Here is a 23937-nt window from a genome sequence, read left to right as displayed (position 1 = left end):
CTAAGATTACTGCCCAAAATTTTTCCATGCTAACGCATGCTTTTTTGACTCAACATGCAGATAACTTTCAATTTCTTGCCAAACTGACTCATTTTCATCAGATGCTGTAATTAACGATTCAACAAGTCCAGTTGCAACAGCAGTTGCTAACTCATCATTATCAGACCGCATCCCTGTTTCGATGTGCTGAAACAAGGTTGATTTCTCCAACTGACTTAATGAACCCAACTGGTTTACCAGTGCTTTACCCACTAGTGAAAACAGCAAGATCGTCGGTGGAGGCTCTGGCAACCAATATTCGATACATCTGTTTACTTCATTTTTTATATACTCTGATGTTTGAGCAAAAACAGTCAGATAATCATCAATATATTTATCCATTATTACTTACCCTTAAGAGCATTTTGCATGTCTTTCAGAACGTTTTCTGCCGCAGCTTTATCACTTGAAGAAGCTTGAGGATTCTTATTTAGCCAATCCTGCAATGCCTTGGAATATGTTTGGGCCTTTTCAACGTGCCCTCTACCACCAACTTTTTCTCCAGTAGCTAATTCGTAGCGCACAGCATCCGCTGTACTTCCACTGCCAACTTTGGCATTCGGTCGGTATAAGTCATCAATTATGTTCTTAAGATTCTCATCTTTAACATTTGGCTTTTCCATCGATGCACGTAATGAGTCCACATATTCTTCATGCTGCCCCCTACTTTTAGGGTCTGATGAAGAGTTACTATTTCGTCCTGCCTCCTCATCTTCCGGCCCATGCCCACCTGGTGTCCCTGACCCCGTACCGCCCAGATCTTTCTTCTGCTCATCTGTCAGATCTTTACCGATATTCGGATTCTGACTAGCGTTCGAGTCTGATTGATTTTGCGCTGCAACTATCGCCATCAGCACACAGACGTTATTTGCCAGGCAAACAGCGTCTAACCCTTCTTTCACTTTCTTCGTCAGCGCCAAGGCAGCTTGTTCATTAGCGCCACCTTTACCGGCTTCGGCCATCGCTGCCGAGTTCAGTGTTTCCTGGGCCAGCATCTGCGATAACATGCCAGCACCAGCCATATTATTGCTGAGTTCGTTCTTGCCTGCCTGGGCTCCAGTCATCGCGCCTGAGGTATCACCACTGGCCAACCCGCCAACCAGACCCGCCGCCAGACTTCCCAGCGCAACCAGTGTTTGCTTCTGCTCTTCGCTCAGTTGGCTAACAGGAATATCGCCGTACAGTGATTTCTTGAGGCTTTCCCCAATCAATACCGTCGTAGCCGCACCCGCTGCCCCTGCCAGACCATTGTTACCACTGGCTTGTGCAACCACCGCCCCTAATACCGCATGTGCTATAGTTCGGCTGGCTTCGTCGGGCGCATATTGCTTGATAACCTCGGCCAGATACGGTGCCGCTGCCCCTGTCAGAGCTTGAGCCAGATTCCCCCCAGCCAGCCCTTGCACTGCTGCTGTCGCCGCCTGAATACCTTGTTGGATAGCACTCCCGGTGCCCCATTGGGCTTCAGTGGTTTTATAGGCAGACGTATTGGTCAGTAATTTGTTGTATGCCGCCAACTCTTCCGGTGTCGCATCCTTACCCGGTGCCTTGATGCCTTTTTGTTCCAGTTCGGCTTTACCGGCGCTGTTGGCCAGGATTTGACCTTGGGTTCGGGCGATATCCGCCGCCTGTCCACCAATTTCCCCAATAAGCTGGGCTTCCCTTAACCGGTTCTGCTCTTTTTCTTTGTCAAATATCGGATCCAGCCCCGGATTGGCGTTGGCGATATCCCGACTGAGATCGTCGACATTCTGCGTCTGGTTGTCTTTATCACGGATGGTGATAGTACCGTCACTGATTGCCGACTGCGTGGTTGAACTGGCGCTGCCGCTGCCATTGACCCCGGTCAACAATCCGTTGGCCATATTCCCAGCGAACTGTGAGCCGATGGGGCCGCCAGAGCTGATACCCACACTCTGGTGCTCAACCTCGTACTCGGCTTTGTTCTCGATATTCCCAAAGCCCAGCGTGCCGGTATCCAGCAAGTTCTTGTCAGCATTGGCGGTTGAGCTGATAACGGCGCCGTTCAACTGGGTATGTTCACCCACCGTAATATCAAAGCCACCGTTACCCGCATAAATCCCCGTCTGCTCCTGCACCGCATCGTAGTTACTGTGCACCTTGTCACGGCTCATACTCAGGTTGGCGGAGCCGCCACCGCCAATCACCGCAACACTGACCCCACCACTGACACTGGTCTGCTTTGCATCGTAGCGGTCACTGTCCTGCTGGCTTTGCAGTGTCAGGTTACGCTCCGCATCTACCTTCACCGTTTCACCGCTGGCCTGTGCGCCCACCAGGGCCGTATCGCGGCCACTGTGCAATGAGAGCGTGCCGCCACTGTCCACCAGAGTTTCACTCCAGTAGGTGCCGTCACCGTGCTCGCTACCCTGGCTCTTGTTGGCGTTGGCGAAGACGCTTAGACCGCCCCCTGAACCGCCAACCCCCAGGCTGACACCGATGTTGCCACCGCTACTGCTGTTTTTGCCGTCCGTTTTTTGCGTATTGGCAGCCCCAAGCAGCAGTAAATCACGCTGCGCATCCAGTGTGGTATCACCACCGGCTTTCAGTTGGCTGCCGACCACCACAATATCACCACTGCCAGCACCGTTGCCTTTACCGGTGGCGGTGATGGAAAGGTTATTACCCGCCGTAAGAACTGAACCGGTGACAGTATCGGCTTGCGTATGGGACTCTGAAGACGATTTTTGGCTTCCCACGGAGATGCTGATCCCCACGGTGTTGCTGGCATCCCCGCCAGCGGCGCTTGCCTGGGCGACAGCTTGCCCTGCTTGTACGCCATACAGGGCCGCTTTGGTATTTTGCAGCGCAGCCAGGCGGTTATCGGTCTCTTTATTGGCCTGCTGGGCGGTGGTGACTGCCGAGTTGATGGCACTCCCGGCTGCACCGGACAGCGCGATAGTCAACCCACTGCTTTTGCTCTCAAAAGATTCATCTCGGCGGTAGAGGTCGTGCCCTGGGTCAATCTGTACACTATCACCCGTGACCGACAGGTCCTGGTTGGCAAGTACATCCGCCCCACCAATATGTACCTTGCCACCGGCGATGATGTTCACATCACCACCCGTCGAACCGATGGTGCTCACACTCTGGCTCTGGGTGGTGCCCTCTTCGTTGACCTGATGGCGCGACGAGGTGCTGCCAATGGTGAAACCAATCCCCCCACCGCTGTAGAGGCCGCTCTTTTTCTTCTCATCCAACCGGTAGCTGGATTGCTCCTCGGTGGCCGCCACAATCTCAACATTGTTGCCAGCCTGCAGGTTGACCAGGCCGTCGCCCACCACCGTCGAGCCTTTCACGGTCAAATCGTTACCGGCAGACAGGGAAACGTTGTTGCCACTGAGCAGGGAGCCTTTTTCTTGTGTGGCGTAATCTTCCTGCACCGAATGGGTGGTGGTCTTTGACAGGGCGCCTTTCTTGGTTTTGGTTTCTTCGAAGAAGTGATAGTCACTCTCCGTAGCTGTATCAAGATTGATGTCTCGTCCGGCAACCACGCCTATGTCACCTTGCGAGTTAACTTGGGCCGCCTGGCTGTTGATATCCCGCCCAGCAATAATGGTGGTATTACCGCCACTGGCAATTTCGGTGCTCTGCTGGCGAATAGATTCATCCACCTGCTGCCGCCGACCACTGATACTCTCACTGTACTCGCTGGTTTGTTGGGTGGTGAGGTTGACATCACGTACTGCGCTCAGCGTGACGTCGTTATCAGCCACCATCCCTGCCGCCTGCGCGTTCATATCCCGTCCGGCGCTTAGCGTCAGGTCACCACCGCTGGTCAACAACGTACCTGTCGCACTGTTGCTGCGCTGTTCGTCACCGTTGTTTCTCTGCCGGGTGCTCGTTTCCTGCGTTTGCAGGTTGATGTCCCGTCCCGCCTGTACCGTGACATCGCTCTCGCTACCTATCTGACTACCTTTTACATTGACATCCTGCCCAGCTTTGACCGTTAACGCTCCTTCTGCGCGGATTTCACTGCCTTGGCTACCATAAACTTCGCTTTCTGTTACCTTTCGCCCATATTTTTGTTTATCGGCATCGTAGGTGGTGTTTGACAAAATGTTGATATCGTTACCCGCGGATAACGCCATTGTGCCATCGGAGATAACTTTCGCCCCTTGAATATCGATATTGTTCCCGGCGTTCAGGGTTAACGAGTCCCCAGCCCGAATAGTGCCAATATCCCCCACTTCCGTGTGCGACAGGGACAGGCTCTTTGACAGCCATCCCCCCGATGAGCCTTGCGCTTCCCATTGGCGGGTCTGTGTCTGGTTGATGATGCTGCCATCCAGACTTTCCAGTGCCACCCGGTTACCACTGATGGTGGAGCCGATATTGCTGATATCACCGATGGCAGTCAGTTGCAGGGTGCCTGCTGCATTCAGCAAGCCACCATTGAGGTTGTTGATCGCGCCTTGGCTGGTGACACTCAGGCGTTCGCCGCCCTGGATCGTGCTGCCATTGTTGGTCAGGCTGCCCGCTTTCAGATTCACCTGGTTACCGCTGATCACACTGCCATTCAGGACCAGCGTATCCTTGCTCGACAGATACAGTTTAGGGGCCAGCACCGTTTGGCCGTTAATGGTCACGGGCTCCCACCAAACAATGCTCTTGTCCAGTGCCGCCACCTGCTCAGTGGTCAGACTGACACCGAACTGTAAACCCAGTCCGGTTTGTGCCTGTACGGCGTTGTCTATCAGGTATTGCATCTGTTCCAGATCGGAACCGACACCGTTGATATACCGTTGCCCTGTCTGGTGCAGCAGGGCGTTGCTGATATAGCGGGTATCGAAAGCCGCGTCACCCAAGAAGCGATAGTCGTAGTCCGGGTTTAAATTAAGACGATCAAGGAAATAGGCCGAGCCGATAAACTGTGTTTCGTTGGTGTAACGGCTGTCGTTTTCCTGTGGTGCGCGACCGGGTTGTTGGCCGAGTTGCGTATACAGTGCATCAAACAGGCTGTCGTCAAGTTGCCCCAGGCCGTTCAGTTTCGGATTGGTGGTGATCAGATAGGGACTGTTTGGATCCGGGTTCGGCACAAAGCGGCCATTATTGCCGTTAGGTAACGGGTAATCCGCCAGGTCGGCGGCCGTATTGCCCAGGGTACTCAGTGCACTCTGCAGGCTGTCTTTCCAAGCTGGGGTGCCCACGGAAACGCTTTGGTCATTGTCCAGTGCCTGTGCTTGAGTGCCTTCTACGTTGTCCGGTTGTTGCAGGTTATCGAGCGTCGGCTTTGTCAGTGTATGGTTGAGACTACCTGCATTGGCGGTCACCGTGGTGTTGCTGATATCGTTGGTGAAATTGGCGCTCACGGTGCCAGCGGCTTGGATCACTGCACGATAAATGCCGTCGTCCGTGCTATTTTCATAAATCGGAGCATCAGCCAGAAAATAACGTGCATATCTATCCTCGGCGTATTGATCCGACCGAATGACATTTGCATAATTTATTGCATATCCATCCACATGAGTACCAAATTCCAAACCAAGACCAGGGCAGAGGAATATTTCACATTGATAGCGATAGACTTGATAGACAGACTGTTTCCCAGCTACGGTTGACGTATTATTCAGCGTTTCACCCTGCAGTGACATCGCCCTATTTGCCAAGAGTTCGCTGGCATTGTTGTCCAACGTGTTGGCATAAACGTGCATATCTCGACCCGAGGCAATACGGGCTGCGCCGCCACTGGCGCTGACACTAATTTCCGACTCACTCACAAGAAGTTTTTTTTCATCTTGCAGTTTGTTAAAAACCAGCCTGAAGCCAGTCACGTCAAACCCATTGTCTCCTCCGACGCTATGCTCCCATGCCAAGAACCCTAGGTCATTAACATCCATATTAACGAGATACACGTCGATATAAGGCTGGTCGGAAGACAAGTATTCGGTGTAAGTAGAGTTTACCGTGAGGCCATCGCGCTGATTTAATAAATGTACGGTGTTAAGGGTGATATCACCATTTTCGGTTTCAATGGTGCCGGAACTGTTGACGATTTCGCTGTTGGCATTGCCTGCCGTATCGCGCTGCATCCACAGGCTGTCACTGGCCAGAATATCGCCGTACTGGTTGGCGATGCGGTCTGCTAGCAGGTGCATATTGCCGCCGCTGTAGAGCATGCCGCTGTTGAACAGTTGGCTCACGGCACTCAGCAGTAGATCACCTGCGGTGCCGATAAAACCGTGGTTGTTGATGGCGCTGCCACTGAACAGTTGGACCGAGCCACCTGATTGCAGGCTGGCACCTGCGTTTTGTGTGATATCTGCAGCATCAATCCGCACATCACCGTCTCCCCCGCGCAGTGTGCCGGCATTGGTGAACAGCCCACCACTACGGATCGCCAGACTTTGGCCCTGTGTGGTACCGGTTAGCGTGATATTGCCCAGCGTGTTGAGGCTTAATGTGTTCCCGGCCGCTAAGGTACCTTGTTGCGCAAAATCGTTATTGAGTGTCAGGGCAATATTGCCCAGCGCCACCAGTTGCCCGAACTGACTGAGCGCACCGCTTACCAACGTCAGGTCGCCTGCGCTGAACAGCTTGCCACTCTGCAGGTTTTCTACCTGTTGCGCCTGCACCGTCAACTGCCGGGTGGCCAGCAAGGTGCCGGTGTTGTTCAGGCTACCGATGTTCAGTTGCAGGCTCTCGCCCTGTACCGTGCCCTGGTTGTTAAACGTATTGAGCGTTAGCCCACTGTTGCCTGCGGCGATCAACGTACCGGTGTTATCCAGTTGATTGCCGTTAAAGTGGAGATTGCCCGCCTGTAACCAACCGCTGTTATTCAGGCTGGGTGCGTGCAGATCCAAGGTACCGCCCACCACCAGTTTGCCTGCATTGAGCATTGGGCTGGTCAGTACCAGCGTACTGTTCCCCACACTCTGGATAGCGCCCGCGTTATCCAGCCCCGCCGCATTTAACTGCAACACACTTTGGCTACGCAGATCGCCGGTGGCCAGGTTACGGAAAACCCCACTGAGTTGGGCATTGAGCGATGCCTGTGCCAGTACGAGTCCGGCGTTGGTGAGGTCCACCGCGTGCAAGGCCAGGGTTCCGGCCTGGATTCGCCCCGCGTTATCCAGGTGTGCGGCATTCAGGGTGACCGTGCCGTTGCTCAGTATCTGCCCACCTGCCTGTTGGGTGATATCGCCGTTGATCTCGCCCGTGAGCTGATTAACCCCGGTTATCACACCGCTGTTGAACAGTGAAGTTCCTGTCAGCGACAGATTGGCCGCTTGCCAGTGGCCCTGGTTAACCAACGCCAGCCCGTTAAACTCCGCGTCACCCTGGGTGACCATCTGGCTCCCCACCCCACTGGAGAGATTGCCGCTCAGATCCAGTTGGAGATGTTTACTCGCCTGCAGCGTGCCGGTATTGTCCAGTTGCTGCGCCGCCAGGATAATCTGTTCGCCTTGCCACAGCCCGGCATTGCTCACCGCGGCCGCGTTGATCTGCAGTGCCCCCCCACTCAGTAACTGACCGCCGGCGGCGTTGTTCAGATCCTGTTGCAGTTGCAATACCAACCGTTCCACGCCAATCAGATTGCCGCTGTTGGTCAGTTGATTGGTGTTCAACTGGGTGCTGTTGCCTTGTGCCTCCCCCGAGTTGATCAATTGCTGCGTATTGACCGTGAGCTGACCCTCGCCGAGGATTTTTCCGCTATTGGTCAGTGATGCCGCATTCAGCGCAATCGGCCCCTGGCTCAGCAATTGCCCGCCGTTATCGAGATCTTGGCTCACCTGGGCAGTCAGGCTATCGATGCCCAATACGCTGCCGGTATTGTGCCAGGTTTGTGTGCCCACATTCAGGTCAGTAGCCTGTAGTTTGCCGGCGTTGTTCAGTTGCCCGGTGCGCAAGGCCAGGGTTTCCCCGGCCAGTAAACGCCCGTCGAGGCGGTTTATCAGTGTTTGTGCCTCAATATCGGCATGGTCACTGGCCTGTATCAGTCCGCGGTTATCCAGGCTCTGGGTGTTTAATGCCAGCGTATTCGCAGCCAGGGTGCCACTGTTGTTCAGTGAGGGCACACCCAGCATCAATCCTTCGCTGGCGACAAGCGAACCGCGGTTATCCAGGCTGCGGGTTAACGCCAGGTCAAGCTGCGATGCACCGATAAACCCGCTGTTAGTCAAGGTGTCACCGCGCAGGGTAAGCTGTTGGCCTGCTTGCAATGAACCTTGTTGAGCCAGTTGGTTAACTCCCAGCGTTAATCTCTGGTCAGCCTGAATTCGGCCTTGTTGGTTCAAGCTATCACTGCGCCAGTCAATATTGTTGGCAGCAATGTCAGCACGGTTTTCGGCCTGGGTAGCGCTGAACACTAAATCCCCCAGGGTGGTGAACACCCCGGCAAGTTGAGCACTCTCTGTCGCCGTCAGAACCATGGCATCTTTGGCTTGACTCTGTGCACGCTCCCCCGTGGTGATCTGCTTTCCTGTGATGGTCAAAGTACGGTCACTGGACAGCAATCCATTCAGCAGAAATGTATCCCCTTGCAGATTGATATCGCCAGCACTCAGTAACGCCGAGTCCGTTGTGGTCTGCAGGTTACCGATAACCTCGATCCCCTGAACCCCGGTCGTGCGCCCTGCTAGCAGGAACTGGTCGGCACGCACGTTCAGCGGACCTTCGGCATACAGTGAACCGCTCACGTCCAGCCGGTCCTGCACCAGTAGGGTCAGTTCTTGCTGCGAGCCGATCAGGCCACGATTATTAACCGTATCAGCATGCAACTTCAAAGCTCCTGCTGATTGCAGTTGCCCACTGTTGTCGAGTTGCCCCATGTTCAGCGTCTGTTCACCCTGCGCCTGTATCAGCCCGCTGTTATTCAGCGTCTGTGCTGTTATCTGGCTATTGCGGTTGGCGGCCAGTTGGCCTGCGTTATTCAGGCTATCGGCCTGTAACGCCAGATCGCGTCCTGCGGTCAGTTGTCCTTGCCAATCCGCATTGCCGCTGAAGGTGAAATGGATATCCTGTTGTGCGCTGAGTACGCTGCTGGTTGTGCTTTGCAGATGGGTGCCCTGCAGGGTGAAATCCCCGCCGGAGCTGGCTTTACCTGCCAGATTGAGCAGCCCACCCTGTAATGCGACGCCGTTCAACCCGGTCAGTTGGGAACCCGCATCCAGCATCACATCACGCTGGGCTTCGGCAATCACGGTCCCAGCCCCGAGTTGGCTGTTGAGCCATTGTTGCTCACCGGCGTTTACCGCCAATGTCTGGGTGGCAGTCAAGTTGCCTTCTGCATCTGTGCCAGCCAGCAGGGTCGAGTTAGCGGCGCGCAGTTGGCCCGTGGTGTTTAACCGAATGTCTTGAGCCGCGCTGAGCGCAGTGTGATCCAGTGCCAACGCCCCGCCGTTAAGTGTGATCTGCTGACCGGCTTTCACGGCGGTGTTGCTCAGAGCTAACTGGCCCTGGCTGTTCACCGTGATATTTTGCCCAGCCTGGTGGTTACCGCTCAGGGCCACTTCGGTCGCGTTGACAGCGAGATTACCCTGTGCCAGCGAATTATTGAGCGTCAGCTTGCCATTGGCATCCAGGCGGATATCCCCTTCACGGGCATTGAGGTTACCCAGGTTAACGCCGACGCCGGTTTCACTGGAGACCAAGTGGATACGGTTGGCATACATGCCCCCCAATGCACTGGTATCAATGGCGACTTTCGGCACCTCGCCCTGGCCGGCTATCGGGGTGACATTGCCCTGGGCATCCACCCGGTTGGCACCGAGGGTAATATTGGCCTCTTTGGCATGCAGTTGGGCGTTGATTTCGGTAGCGCGGGCAATTAGCGCAAATTTTTCACTCTGGCTGGCATTTAACCCCTGGCCTTGGATGGTGATGGTGCCTTGGGTGACTTCCAAGGCCTGCAATTTGCCATCCGCGCCCAGCACCGGTTTGCCGGTGGTCAAGGTGGCCTCTGGGGTATTGATAAAGCCACAACCATCACAAGTAATACCATAAGGGTTGGCGACCATCACATTGGCCTGTTTACCTGCAACTTCTACGTAGCCTTGCAGTTGCGAACGGTTAGGGGCCACCACTTCGTTAATGATGCCTTGCGCCTCTTTCCCGGCTTGCAGATTAGGGTTGTTCTGGATTAAACCACCCAGTTGGCTTTGATTTAATTGCCCGGTGGCGTTGTTAAGGATCAGTCCCTCTTTCCCGACGTTAAATTCGTTGTATTTATTATGGGAAATGCCCGCCTGATTGGGGGTGGCAATATTGACCACCGGCACGCCATTGGCCGCCTGGTCAAGGTGGGTGTTGCCCTCGGTGACGTTCACGCCGTTAGCAAACGCGGGTAACACCGGTTGCCAGACCAGAACGGTACAAAGGGTATAACTCAGCCAACGTTGTGCGGCATGAAGAGGACGATCCGTTGACTGACTCATAACAATAACCTTCCTGGTAAATTAAAGAACAATGTTGATACGGTAATAAACAGAAACCCGGTCTGGCTCCAGCCAGTCCGGGTGGGCCAATGGCCAACCGACGGTCAGTTGGCTGGCAAAATAGCGGTTGCGGCTGCCCAGCCCGATGGCACCGCCCCACAAGGTGCCGGAGGCAAAACTATCGGCTGAATCATGGCGCAGGTAACCGCCATCGACGGCAGCCAACAGGGTGATATTCCCCAGATAGGGCAGGCGGAAAGGGGACCAGTTCAGTTCGTTACGCCAGTAACCACCGTTATCGCCGGAGAGATACTGTTCCTTGAAGCCCCGTACCGAGCTTTCTCCACCAATCGTCAGGCGTTCACTGCCGTATAAACGGTCTGGCGACCATTGGCCATAAACGCTGGTGAGATAGTTCACCTCTTGTGCCAGCGGCAGGTAATAGCTGCTGGACAGTGAGAACTTGTCGAATTCGGCTCTCGGGGCGTCGTGACTCTTACCTCGGTCATTTTCTGCCCCCAGCCAGGGCACGCCATGGCTATAGGTGGGGTTGAGGGTAGCAAAGCCCCCCCACAGTTTCTGGCTGTGTGCTGCCCCGAATGACAGGCTGGTGAGTTTGCGGCTGCTGCTCTCCAGCAGGCTGTCATTGAGATAGTTGCGGTTGATGCGGTGTGTCAGCCCCAGCGCCAGGCCGGTTTTTATTTCGCTGTTACGGAACACGACCCGTGACAGATTAAAGCGATGAGTTTGACTGTCTCCGGTGGATTGCCAGTCAAAACCGCGATTATTGATGGTCGAGAGATAGTCGCTGTAAGAGTAATTGTAATCCGCCAGCCAGTACCCATAAGGCAGGTTAACGCCAGTCTGGACGCTACGTGCGTTGTGGTCGTTGGCAAAATCACTGCTGCGTGAACCAGAGACAAACCACTGATCTGCTAGCCCTAACAAGTTATTGCCTGTCAGTGAGCCGTTGATCTGCCCGGTACCGGTGCTTTTCTGGCCGCTATTGTCAAACCCTAGCCCCAGCATGAGTGGGAATTCGGGGGTGGCGCTCAGGTTTACCACGGAATAGCCGGGCTGGCTGCCAGGCAGGATTTCAATTTTGACCGGTTGCTGGCGCAAGCGGTTGATCTGCTCCATACCCTGTTCGATATCACGCAGGTTGAGGATGTTACCCGGCAGACCAGGGAACGCCATTCTCAGCATACGGCTGTCTTTTTTATCCAGCAGGATCTTCTCTAGTTGCCCCTCCAGAACCAGCAGTTTCAGTTGCCCCTGGGATAAATCCTGCTCGGTGAGGAACGCACGGCTGGTGACGTAACCCCGGGCGATATACCAGTCGGAGACTTGCTGGACCAGTGTCTGGATCTGCGCCAGGTTCAGGCAACGCTGCAGATAGGGCTGCGTGAGCGTTTGCCGGGTATTGGCAGGCAGATGAGTCGCCCCTTCAAGCTGGATGCGATTAATGGTGAAACAAGGGCCACCACTGGCGGATACCGGGGGTGCAGCGGGTAGGGTGGGGGTCAGGCTGCGTTGCAGTTGTTGGCGTTGCTGCTGGTTCTGTTGCAGCAGGTCGCGTTGCTGTTGCTGAATGGTGTCGCGATCTGCCGGGCTAAGCGGGGCTGCTGCAGTTGTAGAAGAAGCCAGCGTGAGTAGCAAAAAAGCCATCCCATAAGGACGACCACATACCTGGTGAATACAACGGAAAAACAACATCAAACAATCCTTGTCGAAAATCGTAATATTTATTAGTCAATAAAATTTTGGGCGAATAATATTTAACAAACGGTCAGTTTGCAATCACTATTCTGCCTTGAGATTAGATAAATATGCTGCGGTTATGAGTGATACTGTGGTTATCAGCCGATTTTATGAGTGATAGTATTCAAAAAGGTTGTTTGCGGGAGGGAGCAGGTTAAGGGGGGTATCAGGCCGCGCGATTCCACGGGTAAATATAAGTTGGCTTAGCAGTTATCTAGTGAGGGGAACCCTAAGCCGGTGATGGGTAACTCCGCGATGGGTTATACAGTGCAGTGTTAGCCGCAAGTTTGGTATCATGATGATATTTCATTCACTTTTATACTCGGTATACAAGTATGAAGAGTATAGTTATCGGGATACCAATTAATGCTTTCTTCCGTTCAACTCTCTCCTGCTCAGGCTTTTGACTTTTTGCTCAACGTTGGCACCATTCGCCCAGTGTTTTTATGGGGAGCGCCAGGTATTGGCAAAAGTGCCTTGATACAGCGTTTTGCCAGCGAAGTCGGCATGGAGTGTGTCTCACTGTTGGGAAGTCAACTCGCCCCAGAGGATTTGCTGGGGATACCGCAAATCGATGGTCAATGCTCACGGTTTTATCCACCAGCCAATATTGTACGATCTGAACCTTTCGTCCTGTTTCTCGACGAGTTGAATGCATCATCTCATGAGATCCAAAAGGCATTTTATTCCCTTATTCTTGAAAAACGCGTTGGCGAATATCACCTTCCTGCTGGCACGATTGTGATTGGTGCAGGTAACCGTGCTAAAGATGGGGCGATCGTCAAGCCGATGCCATCGGCACTGATTAACCGCATGGTGCATATCCATCTACGCGCTGACCACCGCCAGTGGTTGAATTGGGCAATCAACGAGACGGGTATCCATCCGTGGGTGGTTGAATATATTCAGCTAAGGCCGGACCAGCTCTGGAATGAACCGCCAAAACATGAAGAACCCTTCTCCACCCCACGTAGCTGGCACATGCTGTCTGATGCTTTGCATTCCTTTGGTGAAGATATTGATGATCAGATGCTGGAAGCGCTGGCATATGGTTTACTTTCACCCAATCATGCGGTGAACTTTAAAGGTTTCATTAAGCAAATTCGCCAGAAATACACCGTGGTCGCCATTATTAAAGGGGATGCATCCTGGCCTGCGGAACCTGGCGACAGAGATATCCTTTACTTCTTGGCGCAGTCTTTCCGCTCTTATCTATATAAAGAACTGCCTGCCAATGATAGCACCTTGAAAAGTGAACACCGTCAGTTGGCCATGCAGGCAAAAGATCGCCTCAAATCATTGGCCCGTATTAGTGTGGAGATGGCCCAATCTGTTATGGCGGAAGATGAACAGGGCAGAAAACTTCCCTCTTGGTTTCTGTTAGAGGTCGCTCGAGATCTGCCAAGACTGGCAGTGCGTGATAAAAAGTGATGGATAAAAGCAGCAAAAACAAGAATTCGGCGCTTGAGGCTTGTCGTGCAGGTATTAACCTGATTAGTAACCACCCCTTGTTTATGCCCATGTGGCGAAGCGTTTATACCCACTTTGATGACAAGCACCAATATGTCTCCTCTAAAGGTTGGTTAACCGTTTCCCCCCGAGGGCATTTTTACTTTAATGCTCAGCGTCGTCTAACCCCTGTGCAATGGGCCAGAATGATTGCTCAAGCGTTGGTGGCGTTGGGTTTTGGCTTGGTTCAACAACGATCGCCGCAACAGTTATGGGAGCTTGCAGCGCTTAAAACGGTCACCCTGTTTTGTGATGAACTAAAAATCAGCCCGTTGCCTGAAGAACTGCAATCCTTTGGTCTCCTTGATCAATCTAACGCGGATACTGAGGCTCAGTTTCGTCAATGGGTTGTTGATGGATGTCCTGATATCCTTTATCAGTGGCATCATCTCTATTGTGGTGGTCTTAGCTCTTGGTATTGCCAATTAGAACAATCGCAGACTCGGAGTTATCACTCGACCAACTGGGGCGATCTGTTTGTTGAGGGGATTACTCAGAGCGTACAGCAGGCGCTAGAGGTTGCTGGTGGATATCAATCTGCTGACAATAAAAATCGAACACTGACCCCAGCCCAGCGTGCTCGCCGACAATTAATCGATACCTACCCTTTATTGGGGGCGTTGGCCGCAGGTTTCGAGTTGGTGGAGGATATTCGGCTTTGTGGGCAATATGATATTCGTGTGGCGGCTATTGATGTCGGTGCCCAAAAAATATGGATGAATCCCGCAGCGGCGTTAAAGCAAGGGGAATGTCTGTTTGTCTTTGCCCACGAACTGCTGCATGCCGGATTAAACCACGCATCTCGACGCCGGGGGCGTGATCCCTATTTATGGAACGTCGCCTGTGACTTCGCCATTAATGGCTGGTTAATGCAGATGCAGATTGGCACGCCACCATCCCTGGGTCTTCTTTATGACTCACAGTTTGATAATGCATCCTGTGAAGAGATTTATGATCATCTGGCGCAGGATATCCGCAAGGCGAGAAAACTGGTGACCCTACGAGGAAACGTGGGTGATGGCGATATTTTGGGCGAAGATCAAGGTAGTATTTTCACCAATGCTGAAGAATATTGTCGCCGCGCTCTAAGCCAAGGGTTAGAACGTTGTTTGTATGGTTCTGCACGCACAACCTTGCCAGCTGGATTGATTGAAGAGATTCGTAGTCTTTCTCAACCACCTATCCCTTGGGATGTTCGGTTGGCTGAATGGTTTGACGAACACTTTCCACCGCTAGAATACCACCGTAGCTATGCGCATCCTTCACGCCGTCAATCGGCGACACCCAATATCCCGCGACCTTCGTTGGCGAAACCCTCAGAAGAAATGCGCTTGTCACGTGTATTTGGTGTACTGCTTGATACTTCTGGTTCAATGAATATCCAACTGCTCGGCAAAGCGTTAGGTGCCATTGCCAGTTATGCCCTTGCTCATGATGTACAGCAAGTGCGTTTTATCTGTTGTGACGCGCAAGCGTACGACAAAGGCTGGGTTATGCCGGAACAGCTATTATATCGATTTGCTTTAGAGGGGAGAGGGGGCACGGTATTGCAACCGGGTATCAATCTGCTATCCCAACTGTCAAAACGGGGAGAGTTTCCGGCACAAGGCCCCATCTTGATCATTACCGATGGCGGCTGTGAACAGTATATTGATATCCAGATGGAACATGCATGGCTGTTGCCAGAAGGGCATCGTTTACCGTTTATCCCCCGTGGTGAGGTATTTACATTACGTTAAGCTTATCAGAGGCTCTACCTGATTGTGTACCCAGTATAAATAAGCCAGACCAGCCCTCGTCTGGCTCGGTACCTAATGAATCCTCCACCCTGATGCCTGCTTACCCATATTTTGCCTGAACTTGGCTCTCCGTCAGGCTATTGGACTTTAAGCACGGGTTGATTCACGATCGGTGTCCCATTTTTATAAACGATCAACGCGCCCGGCGGGCTATCACTGCTGCCTAGCACGGTCACCTGACATTCATATTGGTAGGGGCCACTTTTAAATTGGAAACTGTGGTTGCCGCCACTGCCATCGAACTCTATCTCTCCATTTTTCAGTACCAGATCCGGTTTTTCACTGACAGGTTTTCCCTTGGCCCAGGAGCTATAGCGATACTTGCCATCATTCAGTTGGTCGATGCGAATAGTGAATTTCTCGGTCTGCCACATCAACACGGGACGTTGATATTCCCTTAAGCTGGGGTGCAGCGTATTTTTTTGCTGAGCGATCAACTTGCTGATTAACTTGGCTTCCCGTTCTGTCTGAGCATTGACCGCAATAATCTGGCCATCATAATCCATCCACACTTTACCGTTACCCAGCATAATGCCGCGCCATCCCACGGTCTGCCAATCGTGTTGGGTAGTGGATTGCGCGATGGTGTCGAGCAGGGTGCTATCAAAGACTTCATCAAAACGTGCCAACATCGACTGCTGATCGTTGATTGCTGTAAGAGGATATTCCCGCTGCAAAGGGTAGGCGATTCGCTTGGCAATGGCTTGGTGGTCCTTATTTTTTGCCGCAGCAATAAAAGATTGCACCATAGGTTGATATTGGGGGGCTAGTGGCTCGTCGTCGGCATAAACCGGTGCCACACCCACTATCAGCCACAACACCAAGAGCCCGCATAGGCCTGATTTCAACCATGCCATAACGGATGATGGGTTACGCCTTGTAGAAACACGTTCGGTCACTGGTTGCATTTTATCCCTCAATTTATGTTGGCTCCGAAGCTATCTGGCGAGAAGGCCTCAGCAACGCGATAAAAGCCACTAATACTGGCACCAACGCCCCCCAAAGTACCGCATGCCAGCCGAAGATATTCAGCAGAACGCCGGAAGAAAAGGAGCCGATAATCATCACGCCAAACACGATAAAGTCATTCAATGATTGGACCTGCGTTTTCTCTTCCGGGCGGTGATAGTCGACAATCTGTGTGGATGCGCCAGTAAAACCGAAGTTCCAGCCAAGGCCCAGTAGGATCAGTGACAGCCAATAATGCATGATCTCTGTGCCAGCAAGGCCAACCATAATCGACAAGCCGGTAATGAGTAACCCCACCGCAGCGATAGGTGTCGCGCCAAAGCGGTTGATGAGCTTACCGGTAAAGAAGCCCGGCCCATACATGGCAATAACGTGCCACTGGATCCCCAGGTTTGCTGCTTGCTGCGAAATGCCATGCATGTGCATGGAAAGGGGGGCGGCAGTCATCAGGAAATTCATCACCATATAGGCCACAGCACCACTGAATACCGTACGGGAAAACCCAGGCTGCCGAACAATCTCTCGCAAAGAGCGACCACCTGCTTTGTTTGCCACTACGGGTTTAGGTGATTTTACGCCAAGCAGCACCAGCGCCGAGAGAGCAGCCACCACGGACTGGGCGATAAAGGTAATAGCGAAGGTATGAGGTGGCCAGAGATTCATGGTGCTGGTGACTAACGTCGGGCCGATAACACCGGCGACAACACCGCCCCCCATGACCAGAGAAAGTGCGCGAGCCCGGCGTTCTTTGCTAACACCATCCGTTGCGGCAAAGCGAAATGACAGCGCCACCGCCGCGTAAGCGCCCCCCATAAAGGCGGCAAGGCAAAACAGCAAAAACGAGCTCATGACTACCGCTAGCGCGGCGGTCAGGCCGGTCAATATGCCGGTGCCCGTCCCGGTGATAAAAGCGGCTTTTCGCCCATGTTTCCTGGCCAGTGCCCCCAACGGCAAAATACAGGCCGCCATCCCCAGTACAAATACCGTAATGGGCAGTGTGGCTAGCCTGGTGTCTGGGGCTATCTCGCTACCAACAATGGCGCCAGTGGCGAAAAAAACCACCGCGTTAGCCCCTGCAAGCGCCTGAGCCGTTGCCAGGCGGATAATATTGTTATTCTGTTGCCTGATGGATAATACGGTTTCAGCATTCATGGCTGTTTTTATCCAGATCGGTGTGAATAGTACCAGCCGTTTGCTGATAAATCCTGTTCAGTGACTCGGCCGTGGTTTATATGGTCTAAAAGCCAGAGAGTAATAACATATTCACCGCTCCTGCTAAAGCGAGCCAAGGGCCGAATGCCAGGGGCTGATTCAGATCTTGTTTTGTCAGCCCGCGTTGCACCAGGGTAAACAGTAGCCCACTGGCTGCAGCCAGTAAAAGCACATGAGGTAAGGCTTGCCAGCCCAACCAAGCTCCTAATGCCGCCAGTAATTTGAAATCACCGTAACCGAGCGCCTCTTTACCGGTGAGTAACTTGAATAGCCAAAAGAGTGACCACAGGCAACCATAACCCGCCATGGCACCTATTGTCGCTTGCTCTAGTGAGACAAAGTGACCTTGAAGATTGAACAACAGCCCGACCCACAGCAGCGGCAGCGTCAGGGCATCTGGCAGCAGTTGCACATGATGGTCAATCACCGCCAGCACCAGCAAGAAAGAGAGAAATATCCAACTGCCGAGCAACGGGGCTCCCACCGGGAACACTGTGGCTGCCAGCACAAACAGTATTGCTGTTGTCACTTCAACCAGCAGGTAACGTTTTGGAATAGGTACGCCACAGCAACGGGCTTTGCCCTTTAACAGCAAAAAACTCAGCACCGGGATATTGTCTCTGGCGGCAATCGGCTGCTGACAATGGGGGCAACAAGAACGCGGTAATAACAGGTCAAAACGTGGCTCTGGTTCAGGCAATGGTTGTGACAGGTGAAACAGAGCTTCATGTTGCCAGCGCTTTTCCAACATCACGGGCAGACGGTGAATCACCACATTGAGAAAACTACCGACAATGGCCCCGAATAAGCCGGCAATACCTAACCCAATGAGAGGGTAGGCGACAGTAAAACTTAGCAATAAACTCACAAAACCTCCCTACCCATCAAAACAGCCGTCCTTGAGTTTGCCAGTCGATTTGACCTTGAGCATTGGCTCGCCCCAACTGCGCCATCAGTGGCTTCATTACCATAGGTAACGCTGGTCCGTCGCGTACTTGGCCACTGAATTGATAGCGCCCATCCAACCCGACGGTGCCGCGTCCCATCATGTTCAGATGAGCAGAATCTTGTTTCAACACCAGCGCCAGCGCCCCTTGCTCATTACAGCTTAATTGCCCTTGTATATCCGCCAGATCCAAATCCCCCAATGGTGTTGCCAACTGTGCATGCTGCCAGTTGAGCTGACCACCGTTGAAATCTCGGCAACCTTGAGGGGTAATTTCACCTTGTTGCAAGCGCAACTGCAACGTCCCTTGAGCGGTGATGGGCACTGGCAGCGATAACTGTTGCCTCACCCAATCCGCTGGGGCGGAGAGTTGCCACTGAGACAGTTGCAAACTATTCCAGCCGCGTAAAGTGCCTGCCCCCTGGATCCCTTGAGGGGCACGGAATTCAACCGTTATTGCCGGTAGCAATGAAAAAAAAGTGACTTGCCAGTCCAGTTTTTCCAGCATAAAACTACGCCAACTTAACTGGCGTAAACTGCCTTGCCACAAACTGCCGGAAAAACTACCCACCTTGATATCTGCGGGTATAACAACCTGTAACAGCTGTGCTGGCGCATGCCATCCCAGCAAGAATAAATAACAAACCAATAAAAGTATGGACTTTTTTACCTTATTGCCCATTGTTGCGATCCAGCATCAGTTTGTTGACCGTTACCCATCCGGGTTTATTGGCGATCGCCGTCACATCAAGCGCGACAATCTGAACGCGATATTGTTGTTCCAATTGGCTGAACCAAAGCATCAATTGGTGAAAATCACTCGGCTCTAACGTCACTGCCAAGCCGGTTCCCTGGGGTTGCAGGCGGCTAATATTGATATTCTGGGCTGCCGCGCTCTGAGCGACTGCCGCTGGTAAACTGAGGGACTCGTCCGGGGCTGTCCGGGTTTGTGGTTGGCGTAAGCGGGGGGCCTGTTGTTGCATCCACTCCACCGTGCTCTTTTCACGTGTGATAGTACGCTGCCATTTCTCAGCCTGTTGTTGCCAAGGTAGCCATAGGGCGTAATAGCACAGACTGACCAGCAGCAATAGGCCACATCCCAACAGCAACCCACGTTCCCGTGGGTTGAGTTGTTGCCAGCGGCGTTTGAGTTCATTCATGGTTGATCCCCAGAATTGTTGATCCCCAGAGTCAGCCGGCTCTCTACACCACCCGGGTTATGCTTGATTTCACCCGGTTTCACCCGGTAGAACTCCCCGGCACGAGTCTGGAACTGTTCTAATGCCTGAAAAGAGGTTGCATGTACCTCGACTTTTAGCTCTTTGCGGTTGGCATCATAAGAGATCGCCTGAAAGCGGATAGCCGAATTCTCTGTCACCAGTTGTTGCAATTGGCGCATCTGTACGCTGATTCCTGCCTGTTGGGCGGGTTGTAATTGTTGCAAGTGCTGCTGCATTTGCGCTCGTGGGTTAACAACGTTTTTCTCAGAGGGGAACAGTTGTTGGTAGAAGCGCGCACTTTCTTTCCGCCAATGTTCCGCCTGTTGCCACAGCCGGTAATGAGATAATCCTGCACCGAAGCACAGCAGCACTAAATAGCCGATGAAAGCGATCATCACCCATCGCCACGGGCGTAATCGGCTACGCCAAGGGCTGGAACGAGTAAATTCACCCTGACGCAGATCAGCCCCACGATAGGGCTCACCCTCTGCCACCAGTTGCAGTAAATGCCGTGGTGGGTGTTCGCGCCATTCGGCAGGGCCCACTTTCGGTGTTGGGGGAGGGGAGTAACTTTCAATAATCAGGGGTGCCCAGCCAGCGAGGAATTCAGGCAACCAGGAAGATTCCACCATCATCCCGGCATATTTTTCCCGGCGAAACAGCCATTGTTCATTGAGGCTGACTGCACTCCACCCGTGAGTCACCAAGGGCAACATCAGCACATCAGGGATCATGACCTGCACCCGCACGCCTTGCTGGTGACAGCGATTTATCCACTGCTGCATATGGCGTTTTTCAACCACCGCCACCTCACACTCATCGCCACTTTGATGCAAAATAGCAAAATGCAGCTGTTCAACATCCGTTGCCAGTTGTTCTTCCAACATAAATGGCAATACCTGCAGACCCTGACGGCGGACATTGCGTGGCAGCGTAACACGGTGGAAAACAAACTCGCTTGCAGGCAATAAAACATTGGCAGGATAAGTGGCGAGCAGCTTCGCCAGATTATCATCCTGTTCTCCCGGGGACAGATATCCTTGTTGGTGATGCTCTGCTGAACGGAAATACCACCACAATGGCTGCGTTTCGTCACTGGGTAAACGTAATATCAACCGGGGCTGGGTGTCGGGCTTTTGGTTATGCATCAAGGCTCCACCATCATGCTCAATCCATATTGTCGCCGCACCACCTGGAAGTTATTACCGGCTTTATGCAACAGGGTGCGCTGGCTGTAGTGGGAATCCCCCATCAGTACATCGAAACTGGCAACGAAAAAATCACTCCCGACCGCTAACACCGGGCTGACCTCCGAAGTATCCATCTCTTTAAGGGCCTCTTGTGCCAAGAATACTTTGGTACTATTCCACCCTTCACGTGGGCGTTGTTGTAATAACTGGGTCGCCATGGTGGGATCCAACTCCTTAAGAAATAACGCCGTCAATAATGGCTTTTGAGACTCACTGAGGGTATTGATGTTAACCAATAATGTCTTGGTTGGCAGTACGCAAACATAAGGTAGCAGGCGCTGATAAAGTGGGGTATCAACACCAGAAACTGTCCGCAGTTCGCTGATATCCTGCATCGGCTGATTAGCCGGTAAATAAGGGGACTCCAACGCCATATAGACTTCATCTTCGGCCCCCTCCGCACTGGGCTCACTGTCGCTGTCTATCCAATCACGCAATGCCCCGGTTATTTGTGCCGCACGCAACGAATCTTCCCCCAGGTTGATTAACAGTTGTCGAAAAACCTGCGCAGGGTAAGGTTCTTTAAGCTGTCCCCCTTCGTCGCTTGCCCCCTGATTGATGGCATTAAGATTAAAGCAAGCCTGACTATCGGTAATCTTGCCAGACACTTCGCCACCTTCAACGGGGAAACGACGCGTTTCTTGCGCCCAGTTTTGCGCCAAATGTGTTTTACCTGGGGAGTCCAAGGCATCGCGTTGTAGGATTTTCACCGCCAAGACTTCTGCCGAACGCCCATACCATTTTGCCTGTTGCCGCTCTAACTGAGTGACGGTGCGCAGATAGGTGCGTCCATTTCGTTCGGCAATGGTAGTGGCAATAATGACCATCAGTGCCAGGATCAGCAGCACCACCAGCAGTGCCACGCCTTTTTGCCGCTGCTTCACTTTTGCCCCCCGTTGGTGACCAAAAACAGGCGGGTTAATTCCCCCACTCCTGTTACCGTCAGGGTGACTTCAACGCCTTGCGGCAAACTTGCAGCGTTGTTCCAGCTATCCTGCCATGCCCCATTGGCAAAAAAGCGTAACCGAAAGGCACTGACATTGTTCAGCAACACCTTGACGGTAGGGGGCTGCCCGACAATGGGGTCGGTATGGGCATAACTCAAGCGCTCTAACTGCTGATTACGCAAGCGATATCCCACCTGTTGTAACTCAGAACGGGGCAATACTCCCATCGGGTTTTGCCAGCCATTGCGGATGAAAGAGACGCCCCAGTCATCACTTTGCATGAGATAGCGCGCAGCAGAGAACAGCGGATTACTACCACGGGCACTGCGTGGGAGTATTTGACCAAAATCCCCATCCAACTGCACAAAGGCACGCTGAAGGTCAGCCAACTGCTGTGCTTTACGTTGTGAGATTTGATCATTGCGCATCACGCCCTGCAACACCTGAAAAGCACTGATGCTCAAGGCAGCAAAAATCGCCAATGCCAGCAGCATTTCCAGCAGTGTGAAGCCCCGTGCGTGACCACGGTTCATTCCGGCATCCTATAACTGCGTAAAGACACTATTGGCGCGACATCATCTTTATTGTGCCGAACCTCAACATCCAGCGCGCGTAATTGACCGAGCTCAGTATCCACCCCTTGCCAGCGGAGATACCACATCTCGCCCGCATAATTCACGGTGGTGCCAATCCAGCGTTTTTCCGGCCAGGTTTTATCAAGGCGTAACCGAACCTGCTGGTTATCGGCTAACCAGCTGGCGATGATTTTCTCGTGCATACGGCCAATACCGCTCGCCTGTTGCGCTGTGGTTTGCAATAGCGCCAACCCTGCCAGGGAGAAGACCACCAAGGCCACCAGGACTTCCAGCAATGTCATCCCCCGTTGCCTGTTCATGGCGCACCTTCGTTAGCTGATGAGCTGATTGCCCCGGTTTCGTCGACTCGCAACCAGACCAACGGGGTACTCCCCGCCTCGCTGAAAACCAGCTCAAACGGGGTTACTTCCCCACCGGGCAACAGCAGAATATCCGGTTCAACCGCCAGTTCCGCCGCTGGTGGCCATGTCTGCAGGTTAGGGAAATGTAACTGGAGGGGCATCTCATCAGGAACTTGCCCCCCCAACGATGCCTGGCGCGGCTGCCACGGCTGCCAAAGATAGCCCTGCCAGATATCTGACCCCGGTGCTGACGCATTCTTGGCGGTCGCCTGACGCTGTAGCATCAGGAATTGCCAGCCGTCTGGCCGAATCTGCAGCCCCAACAGTTGGTCATTTTGCACACTGGCATCAATGGCAAATTCCAACTGAGCTTGAAAGCGCTTCAATTGCAGCTCTGGGGTATTCTGCTGCATCGCTGGAAATGACATCACCACCAATGCGGCGGCACTGCCGATCAGCAGCACCACCAGCATCATTTCCAGCAACGTGAAGCCGCGCTGACGCATTACTTCTTACCGATAGTCCAGTTACCGATGTCATCCTCAGTATCCGGCGTACCATCTGGGCCATAAGAGAAAATATCGACCTGACCGTGCTGACCAGGGCTCAGTAGCTGGTAATCAGCCCCCCACGGATCCTGTGGCAAGCGGCGAATATAGCCCCCTTGCGGATAGCTGCGTGGTTCGGGTTGGGCTGAAGGTTTAGTGACCAGTGCTTGCAACCCTTGCTCAGTGCTGGGGTAGCGGCTGTTATCCAGCTTGTACATATCCAGCGCACTCTCTAACGCCATAATGTCGCTGACTGTTTTCTGCTGATCTGCCTTCTCTTTATTCCCCATTAGATTAGGCACCACCAGGCTTGCCAGGATGCCAATGATCACAATCACCACCATGATTTCCAACAGGGTAAAGCCTCTCTGACGCTGTTGCCGCATCGCTATCTCCGTTATTT

16 protein-coding genes are annotated in these 23937 nt (G+C 53.1%); 2 read left to right on the top strand and 14 right to left on the bottom strand.

The annotated features are described in order from the left end of the window. Positions 1–6 precede the first annotated feature (6 nt). Genes IO95_RS10750 through IO95_RS10740 form a run of 3 tightly spaced genes read right to left on the bottom strand, consistent with a single transcriptional unit; the run spans position 7 to position 12104 of the window. Positions 7–381, bottom strand: coding sequence for a hypothetical protein (locus IO95_RS10750; RefSeq protein ID WP_037385256.1), 375 nt, complete (start codon positions 379–381; stop codon positions 7–9). A gap of 2 nt (positions 382–383) precedes the next feature. After that, complete coding sequence (locus tag IO95_RS10745; protein WP_051791190.1) at positions 384–10436, bottom strand: hemagglutinin repeat-containing protein; 10053 nt, start codon at positions 10434–10436, stop codon at positions 384–386. Positions 10437–10457: 21 nt separating this feature from the next. Then, positions 10458–12104 (bottom strand): ShlB/FhaC/HecB family hemolysin secretion/activation protein, encoded by a 1647-nt coding sequence (locus tag IO95_RS10740; protein ID WP_037385269.1) that lies wholly within the window; start codon positions 12102–12104, stop codon positions 10458–10460. A gap of 459 nt (positions 12105–12563) precedes the next feature. On the opposite strand from IO95_RS10740, the gene IO95_RS10735 reads away from it, so the two are divergent. Both IO95_RS10735 and IO95_RS10730 read left to right on the top strand, forming a co-directional pair. Continuing rightward, positions 12564–13628, top strand: a complete 1065-nt coding sequence (locus tag IO95_RS10735; RefSeq protein WP_023489911.1) for an AAA family ATPase — start codon at positions 12564–12566, stop codon at positions 13626–13628. Beyond that, positions 13628–15445: a hypothetical protein gene (locus IO95_RS10730; protein WP_023489910.1), complete on the top strand. Its 1818-nt coding sequence runs from the start codon at positions 13628–13630 to the stop codon at positions 15443–15445. The genes IO95_RS10735 and IO95_RS10730 overlap by 1 nt, the downstream gene beginning before the upstream one ends. Before the next feature lie 137 nt (positions 15446–15582). Here the strand turns inward: IO95_RS10730 and IO95_RS10725 are convergent, their stop codons facing one another. The 11 genes from IO95_RS10725 to gspG form a co-directional block, all read right to left on the bottom strand. Continuing rightward, positions 15583–16413, bottom strand: coding sequence for a hypothetical protein (locus IO95_RS10725; protein WP_023489909.1), 831 nt, complete (start codon positions 16411–16413; stop codon positions 15583–15585). A 13-nt stretch (positions 16414–16426) separates the two neighbouring features. Next, positions 16427–17626, bottom strand: a complete 1200-nt coding sequence (locus IO95_RS10720) for an MFS transporter (RefSeq protein ID WP_023489908.1) — start codon at positions 17624–17626, stop codon at positions 16427–16429. A gap of 85 nt (positions 17627–17711) precedes the next feature. Next, positions 17712–18554 (bottom strand): A24 family peptidase, encoded by an 843-nt coding sequence (locus IO95_RS10715; protein WP_023489907.1) that lies wholly within the window; start codon positions 18552–18554, stop codon positions 17712–17714. A gap of 16 nt (positions 18555–18570) precedes the next feature. Further along, entirely contained in the window at positions 18571–19314 is a 744-nt protein-coding gene (locus IO95_RS10710; protein WP_023489906.1) for a type II secretion system protein N, read from the bottom strand. Then, positions 19304–19792, bottom strand: a complete 489-nt coding sequence (gspM, locus tag IO95_RS10705) for a type II secretion system protein GspM (RefSeq protein WP_023489905.1) — start codon at positions 19790–19792, stop codon at positions 19304–19306. The genes IO95_RS10710 and gspM overlap by 11 nt, the downstream gene beginning before the upstream one ends. After that, positions 19789–21000: a type II secretion system protein GspL gene (gspL, locus tag IO95_RS10700; protein ID WP_023489904.1), complete on the bottom strand. Its 1212-nt coding sequence runs from the start codon at positions 20998–21000 to the stop codon at positions 19789–19791. The genes gspM and gspL overlap by 4 nt, the downstream gene beginning before the upstream one ends. Further along, positions 21000–21986: a type II secretion system minor pseudopilin GspK gene (gene gspK, locus IO95_RS10695; protein WP_023489903.1), complete on the bottom strand. Its 987-nt coding sequence runs from the start codon at positions 21984–21986 to the stop codon at positions 21000–21002. The genes gspL and gspK overlap by 1 nt, the downstream gene beginning before the upstream one ends. After that, positions 21983–22582, bottom strand: coding sequence for a type II secretion system minor pseudopilin GspJ (gene gspJ / locus IO95_RS10690; RefSeq protein ID WP_023489902.1), 600 nt, complete (start codon positions 22580–22582; stop codon positions 21983–21985). Before gspJ ends, gspK begins: the two co-directional genes overlap by 4 nt. Then, the gene (gspI, locus tag IO95_RS10685) at positions 22579–22944 is read right to left on the bottom strand and encodes a type II secretion system minor pseudopilin GspI (RefSeq protein WP_023489901.1); all 366 of its coding nucleotides are present in this window, start codon (positions 22942–22944) and stop codon (positions 22579–22581) included. Before gspI ends, gspJ begins: the two co-directional genes overlap by 4 nt. Then, complete coding sequence (gspH, locus tag IO95_RS10680; RefSeq protein ID WP_023489900.1) at positions 22941–23492, bottom strand: type II secretion system minor pseudopilin GspH; 552 nt, start codon at positions 23490–23492, stop codon at positions 22941–22943. Before gspH ends, gspI begins: the two co-directional genes overlap by 4 nt. Then, on the bottom strand, positions 23492–23920 hold the full coding sequence (gene gspG, locus IO95_RS10675) for a type II secretion system major pseudopilin GspG (RefSeq protein ID WP_023489899.1): 429 nt from the start codon (positions 23918–23920) through the stop codon (positions 23492–23494). The genes gspH and gspG overlap by 1 nt, the downstream gene beginning before the upstream one ends. Positions 23921–23937: the final 17 nt, after the last annotated feature.

The sequence above is a fragment of the Serratia sp. DD3 genome (genome assembly GCF_000496755.2).
This window is presented reverse-complemented; position numbering and strand designations above follow the sequence as displayed.